Annotated in this window: 7 protein-coding genes and 1 pseudogene; all 8 read right to left on the bottom strand. The window is 73.6% G+C overall.

Annotated elements, in window-relative coordinates:
• Positions 1 to 182: 182 nt before the first annotated feature.
• A complete protein-coding gene (locus tag ACFYOB_RS39710) occupies positions 183 to 383 on the bottom strand; it encodes a hypothetical protein (protein WP_388569451.1) in 201 nt (66 codons plus the stop codon).
• Positions 384 to 386: 3 nt separating this feature from the next.
• Positions 387 to 902, bottom strand: coding sequence for a hypothetical protein (locus ACFYOB_RS39705; protein ID WP_388569448.1), 516 nt, complete (start codon positions 900 to 902; stop codon positions 387 to 389).
• A 248-nt stretch (positions 903 to 1150) separates the two neighbouring features.
• A complete protein-coding gene (locus tag ACFYOB_RS39700) occupies positions 1151 to 3484 on the bottom strand; it encodes a DUF2637 domain-containing protein (protein ID WP_388569445.1) in 2334 nt (777 codons plus the stop codon).
• A gap of 152 nt (positions 3485 to 3636) precedes the next feature.
• A complete protein-coding gene (locus ACFYOB_RS39695; RefSeq protein ID WP_388569443.1) occupies positions 3637 to 4017 on the bottom strand; it encodes a hypothetical protein in 381 nt (126 codons plus the stop codon).
• Positions 4018 to 4244: 227 nt separating this feature from the next.
• Positions 4245 to 4490, bottom strand: a pseudogene (locus ACFYOB_RS39690) (DUF5999 family protein); the annotation flags it as partial.
• A 139-nt stretch (positions 4491 to 4629) separates the two neighbouring features.
• Positions 4630 to 4893: a WhiB family transcriptional regulator gene (locus ACFYOB_RS39685; protein ID WP_388569440.1), complete on the bottom strand. Its 264-nt coding sequence runs from the start codon at positions 4891 to 4893 to the stop codon at positions 4630 to 4632.
• 5 nt (positions 4894 to 4898) lie between these two features.
• Entirely contained in the window at positions 4899 to 5120 is a 222-nt protein-coding gene (locus tag ACFYOB_RS39680) for a hypothetical protein (RefSeq protein ID WP_388569438.1), read from the bottom strand.
• Positions 5121 to 5272: 152 nt separating this feature from the next.
• Entirely contained in the window at positions 5273 to 6076 is an 804-nt protein-coding gene (locus tag ACFYOB_RS39675; protein ID WP_388569435.1) for a hypothetical protein, read from the bottom strand.
• Positions 6077 to 6352: the final 276 nt, after the last annotated feature.

Raw genomic sequence — 6352 nt, 5'->3', positions numbered from 1 at the left:
GCCCGCCGGGGAAGCCGAGGACGGTCCCCCCGGCGTCGTCGTCGGCCATCGGCCGTCTCCATTCGATCAGTCACTCCGGGTCACGGATCCGGGGGCCTCACGCGCGCGTATAGGCGCGCATGTTGGGACCCCCGGATTCACGGGGTGAGGCGGTGATGATGAGCGGTGATGAGCGCGGAGCGTTACGACGAGGTGGGCCGGCCCTGCTGCTCCGTGGTCCAGCGCTGGAGCAGCAGGACCAGGTCGGCCCACGCCTTGTCGTCGGTGCCCGCCAGGAGCCGGGCGAGGTCCCACAGCGCGGTCGCCCGCGCCTTGTTCGTGGCGGTCTCCGCCAGGCGCTTGTTCCAGCGCGCCGTCTGACCCTTGGAAAGGTGCGGAGCCACTTATCAGGCCCTCTTTTCCAGGAAGTCCAGGAAGGTGTTCTGACCGCCGTCCGTGCCGGTCTTCTGCACGACTCCCTTCCCGTCGCCGGTCGGCTCGGCCAAGGCACTGGTGAGGCCGTTGAGGTGACCGGCGGTGTTGACCGCGCGGGCGGTGGCCAGGCCCTTCTTGTGGGCCTTCTCCAGTTCCTTCTTCTCCGCCTTCTTCTCGCGCTTGGCGGGCAGTTCGACGTAGCGTCGCTGGAATTCGGCGTCGAGCTTTCCCGCGTGGTTTACCGCGTCCCGCAGGTCCTTTTCGAGCTGCGCCAGCGGCCGGGAGGCGAGAAAGGCCCGGATCCGGGCCTCGAAGGGCTTGTCCCCGTCGAACTTGATGTTCTCCAGGTCGGCCCGGTACTCGCCGAGCAGGGCCCTGACCTCGTCAGCCATCTGCCGCAGCCGCTCGCGCTGCTGGGCGGCGTAGACGGCGGTGCCGCCAGGCTTCATCAGGTGGTCCGAGGTCCACCGGTTGCTGTTCTCGGGCATGGCTGAAGACCTCCAGGTCTCGGGGTGGGGAGAGGGGGAAGGGGTTCGTGGGTCCGTGTCCCCGAGGCGTGCGTGCGGGGCCGGGTGGTGCTCGGTTCGGGCGGGCGGTCCGCGCCCCCGCTCGGGGCGGGTGCGGACCGCGGGCCTGCCGGCCGTGGCCGTCACCGGTCCACGCTCACGCTCGGGGGAGCGTGGGCGCGGGCCGGGGGCGACCATGAGCGGCAGGGAAGGTGAGCGCCGGTGGGCGCTCAGGCGTTGACCGGGACGCTCGCCCCGGCGCTCACGCTCGCGCTCGCCGGGGCGCTCGGGGTGCCCTCCTCTACCTGAGCGCGCAGGCGCTGGGCGGTCGGGCGGGAGACCGGCTCGTCGGACAGACCGGCCTGGGTGAGCGCGTCGCGGATCTCCGTCCACTCCGGACGGCGCCCGAGCTCGGTGTAGAGGAGGCGGATCCGATCGTGGCGGCGCTCGGTAAGCGCGCCCTGCTCGCTGCGCGTACGAGTGCTCTCCGCTCGGTGAGCGTCGTCGTCCTCCACGGCACGCTCACCCTCGTGAGCGCCCATGGTGAGCGCCGGGCGCTCACGCTCGCCCTCCCCGTCGCCCGAGGTGAGCGCGCTCACCTCGGGGTGAGCGCCGCCCTGTTCCGGGTGAGCGTCGGCGCTCACGTCCGCGCGCTCCACGGTGTGAGCGTCCTCGGGGGTGAGCGTGTCAGCGAGCGCGGCGGGCGCCGAGCCGAGCTTGAGCGCCATCCGCTGCTCCAGCGGAGCCTTCCAACGCCACAGCAGACCGTGCTCCTCGCGCAGGCGCGCTCGCAGCCAGGTCTCCTGCTGGAGGCGGGTGAGCGCCTCGTCGTAGGAGGTGATCTCCCACAGGATCATCCGGCGGCGCAGCCGGGCGGTGGGGATCGGGGCGAGCAGCCAGCGCGAGCGCCGGACCGTCTCCATGCGCACCTTCCCGGTGACCGCGCCGATCTTCGTGGCGTACACGTGGGAGGCGATCTCGGAGAACACCACCCAGAGCAGGGTGAGGGCGGCGTGCCCGATGCGGCCCGAAGCGGAGTCCGAGGCGTTCCAGTTCAGGTACACGGTCACCGCCGTGAGCACCCGGGGCACCCAGCGGATCCAGCGCAGCTCCATCCCCATCCGGATCAGGATCAGGTTGGCGCCGGTGAACGCGGGGATCGCGACGTCGATGCCGACCGGGAGCAGCCACGGCCACTCCCAGCCCCACGCAGCGGCCTTGGCCTCCAGTGCGGTGTAGGAGGAGAGCAGGCCGAGGGTGGAGACGACCGCGGCCGCCAGGACGATCCCGACGACCAGGAGCAGCTCCTGCCCGGACAGCGGCGGGACCCCGCCGACGGGCCGAGCCTCGTCGCGAATCCTGCGCCGGGTGGCACGGGACTCGGCCCGGATCTCCCGTCGCCGCGCCCGCCGCACGGTGCGCTGCGTGGCCGCCTCGAGGACCCGCTCGGCCTCGGCCAGGGCAAGCGCGGCAGCGGCCTGGTCCGCCGTCGCCTTGGCAGCGGCTTCCCGGGCCGTCGCCTGCTCCGACTCGGCCTGCTCCCGCAGCCGAGTGACCTCCTTGTCCGTGGCGGTCCGCAGTTCCTCGGCCGAAGCGCGGGCATCGTCCAGGGCGCGGTCGGCGTCGGCCCGAAGGCCGGCCGCCATCTTCTCTGCCCCGGCCCGGACCTGCGCGGCCTGGTCGTCCGCGCTCCCGCGCGTCCGCTCCGCGTCGGCACGGGCGCGCTCCAGGAGCTCCTCTGCGTCCTTGGCCGCCCGCGTGCGGGTGTCAGCGGCCGTGCGCTCGGCCTCGGCGAGGAGCTCGGTGCGCTCCTCCTTCGCGTCGGCGAGGATCCGCGCCGCCTCCCGGCCGGCCTCCGTACGGACCCGCTCGCCGTCGGCAGCCGCCGCGGTGAGCGCGTCCTGCGCCTGGCGGCGCGCGTCGCCCAGGATCTCCTCGGCCTTCCCGGCCGCCGCCGTGGTGAGGGCCTCTGCCTCGCCGCGCGCGTCGGCGAGCAGGTGCTCGGCCGTCGCCTCGGCGTCGGCGCGAACCTGCCGGGCGTCGGCGGCCGCAGTGGTCGCGGCGTCCTTGCGGAGCCGGTCGGCGGCCGCCGCCGCGTCGGCCAGGAGCTCGTCGGCCTTGCCGGTCGCCTCGGTGGTGAGGGCCTCGGCCTTCTCCCGGGCGTCGGCGAGCAGCTGCTCCGCCGTGGTCTCGGCGTCCGCGCGGGCCTGGTCGGCGGCGGTGGCGGCGTCGGCCAGGAGGCGGGACTGCTCGGTGGTGGTCTCCTCGGTGAGGGTGGCCGCCTCCGTGCGGGCAGCGTCCAGCAGTTCGGCGGCGCGGGCCTCGCCCGCGGCGACGATCCGGGCGGCGTCGGCGGCGGCCTGGGCGCGGAGGTCGGCGGCGCGGTCGGCGGCGTCGGCCAGGACCGGGTCGGTCTCCTCGTGGACCAGCGGCACGGTGTTCTCGGTGGCCGGGGCGGCGGCCTGATCCGGGACGGCGGCCGCGGGCGTCTGCGGCCGGGCGGCGGGGGTGCGGGGCTGCCTCTTGGGCTGGGCCCGGCGGCGGGGGTTGGTCTTGGTGGCCACGGGGGGATGTCCTCTCGTACGTTCCGGCGCCTCCGTGAGGAAGGGCACCGCGGGGCAGCGTCGGTCGGTAGGGTCAGGACCAGGTCCTCCGAGGCCCCGGCAGCTCTAATGCCGAGGACTCGGAGGACCGTCTTGCTGCGGGGCTGGGTGGGTCAGTCGCCGGCGGGCAGCTCCGGCGGGCGGTTGGCGGTCCGGTGCTGCTGGGTGAGCCAGGCCATCGCGGCCGCCGTCATCTCGTCCGCCGCGCCCGCGGTGTGGAGCGGGGCGGTGTCGATGTCGCGCATCGCGTCGGCCGGCGGCAGCAGCCGCATGTACTGGCCCATCGCGTCGTTGATCAGGCCGCCCTGCACGGGCAGCAGGGTGTAGCGGATGCCGCCGGAGACGTAGGTGTTGACCCGGCTGACCCGGCAGACGAACGTGTGGTTCGCCTCGCCGCGCCAGAACCGCTCCGGGTCGCGGTAGAGCACGAAGTCGTCGCGCTGGAACGTGACGGCCTTGCCCTTGGTGGTCGCGGGCTCGGAGTAGGCGTGCATATGGGCTCCCTGGGTGAGTGGTCCGGACTGTCCGGCTCCCAGTCACCGCCCGACCCGGCCGCCGGGGTTCGGCGGGCCGGTGCGGGCGGATCAGGCAGCCGTCAGGCCGACCACGCGGTGCTGTTGGCCAGGGACGCCGCCGCGTGGAACGCAGCCGCGCTGGTCTTCCCGCTGCGCGTCGTGCCGCCGATGAGCGGGTGCGTGTCCGCGAGGAGGGGGAGCGCGGTGTCCACGGCGCCGGTGGGCCGGTGCGGGGCGACGATCCGGCCGTCGGGGAGCAGCTCACCGGTGTCGTCGAAGACGATGAGGGAGTTGCAGAGGAGGCTCCAGCCCTGTTCCGGGTGGGCGGCCACAACCTTCGCGGCCTCCCGGTCCGGGCTCTCGGCCGTCGGGCACTTCGGGCTGTGCGTGCAGAGCGACTCCGGCAGCCGGGTGGTGCTGGCGGTCGTCGCGGTGTCGGTGCTGGTACGCATGGGCTCTCCTGCGGGATGCGGGCCCGAGAGTCTCCCGGGCTGGAGGCGTGCGGAAGGCCGGCTGCCCGTGTGGCGGGCGACCGGCCTGGTCGGGCGGCGCGGTGCGGGAGCGGAGTTGGGTTTCCGTCCCGCACTGCGGTCAGTGGTTCTTCGCGTTCCGGGCCCGGTTGCGGGCGGCGCGGCGCTTCATCGCCCGCCGCTCGTCCTCGGACAGGCCGCCCCAGACGCCCTCGTCCTGGCCGGACTCCAGCGCCCACTGCAGGCACTGCTCCATGACGGGGCAGCGGCGGCAGACGGCCTTGGCCTCCTCGATCTGCAGGAGCGCCGGGCCGGTGTTGCCGATGGGGAAGAACAGCTCCGGGTCGCCCTCGTCGGCGCAAACCGCGTAGTGACGCCAGTCCATCCCGCTCACCGCCCCTGTCCGACGAGGGCCATCTCGGCGAGCGTGCGGCGGGCTTTCCGGCCAGCGCGGGCCGCGCGACGGTCGCCGTCGGCGGTGAGGTGTCGGACGAGCCGGTGGAACGCGGCGAGGTCGTCGGGCTCGAAGCCCTTCTTGTTGTCCGCGTCCTCGGTGTCGTCGATGATCCCGGCGCTCGGCCGGGGCACCGCACGTGTCATGCTGAGCTGCATCAGGTCCTCCGATTCAGGTCCTGGACAAGCCCCGGGGGCGCAATCCCCGGGGCTGTCGTCGTTCAGGCTGTTCGTACGAGCAGCCACGGCCCCGGCCGCCCCCAGTGCGGGGCGGCCGGGGCCGTGGTCGTTCGTCGCGATGTCCGGGCGGGTCAGGCCGCCGACGCCTTCTTAGCGGCGTACTGCTTGCCCAGCTCGGCCTGACGCCGGTCGTGTCCCTCCGGGTCCCGCGGGGCCAGCGGGAGCTGGGGGCCGCGGAACTCGGAGAGGGAGCCCGCGATGCGCTCTGCACAGCGGTTGTTCGCCGTTTCGACCTCCTCGCCGCCGTGCTTGGTCCACTGCGCCCTGCGGACAGCCGGCGCCGTCAGCTTCCGGGCGGTGCGGCGCTCCTGGCGCTCCTGCTCGTCGCGGGCCTCGCGGCGGGCGGGCTCCTGGTTGAGCGCGAGGACGTACCGGCGAGCCAGGATGCCGCCGTCCGTGCAGTGCCGGCCCTTGACGCAGAGCGTGCAGCCCTTGCGGTGGGCGAGGTAGGACTGGCGGGCCGTCTCCAGCGTGATCTCGGCGCTGATCCGGGAGACCGGAGCGGCCGGGGCCGGGAGGGGCTTGTAGAACTGCTGGGCGGCGCGCCGGTTGTCCTGCGGCATCGCCTCGCGCAGCAGGCGGTTCTGCCGGGCCTGCCAGCGCTGTACGTCGATGTCGATGACGACGACCTGGTCGGTGCCGGGGCAGAGGGTGTGCTTCTCGCCCTCGGCGACCTTGTCGGAGATGCAGTGCTCGCGAATCTTGAGGACCTTGTCGCCCATAATCCGGCGCCAGGTGCGGCAGTCGGGGCAGGCGATCGACTTCGTCTCGCCCGGGCGGACGTTGAAGTCCTCCGGCGCCATGTTGCTGAGCAGCAGAGGCGCGCGGCGGTTGGTGTTCTTGGACCGGTTACGGCCGGGACGGATGCGGGGCATCGAGACCTCCTGACGACGCGGAAGCGGGTGCTGCCTTCTCTGCCGCGCCAGGCCGCCCTTTCGGCGGGTTGGTCCTGGCGGACAGACAGCGCAGCAGCGCTGTTCGAGGTGGATCAGGTGGAGCTATTCGGTACAGGCGCCTAGGCCGGGGGAGCTCGGCTCACCCCACTGCCGCCGCCCCCAAGGAGACGGTGAAACCTGCTGTTTTACTGGTCACCGATGGTTCCGGCTCCCACATCCGGCGCCGCCGTCGACAGTTCCGGGTGAAGGAGCCGG

The organism is Streptomyces sp. NPDC006463 (genome assembly GCF_042870715.1).
Taxonomy (GTDB): domain Bacteria; phylum Actinomycetota; class Actinomycetes; order Streptomycetales; family Streptomycetaceae; genus Streptomyces.
The sequence above is the reverse complement of the archived record's forward strand: the minus strand, read 5'-3'. Positions and strand labels throughout refer to the sequence as shown.

Coding starts and splice junctions, on each gene's coding strand:
- ACFYOB_RS39705 (WP_388569448.1), bottom strand. CDS start 902: ATGCCCGAGAACAGCAACCGGTGGACCTCGGACCACCTGATGAAGCCT.
- ACFYOB_RS39695 (WP_388569443.1), bottom strand. CDS start 4,017: ATGCACGCCTACTCCGAGCCCGCGACCACCAAGGGCAAGGCCGTCACG.
- ACFYOB_RS39685 (WP_388569440.1), bottom strand. CDS start 4,893: ATGGACTGGCGTCACTACGCGGTTTGCGCCGACGAGGGCGACCCGGAG.
- ACFYOB_RS39680 (WP_388569438.1), bottom strand. CDS start 5,120: ATGCAGCTCAGCATGACACGTGCGGTGCCCCGGCCGAGCGCCGGGATC.
- ACFYOB_RS39675 (WP_388569435.1), bottom strand. CDS start 6,076: ATGCCCCGCATCCGTCCCGGCCGTAACCGGTCCAAGAACACCAACCGC.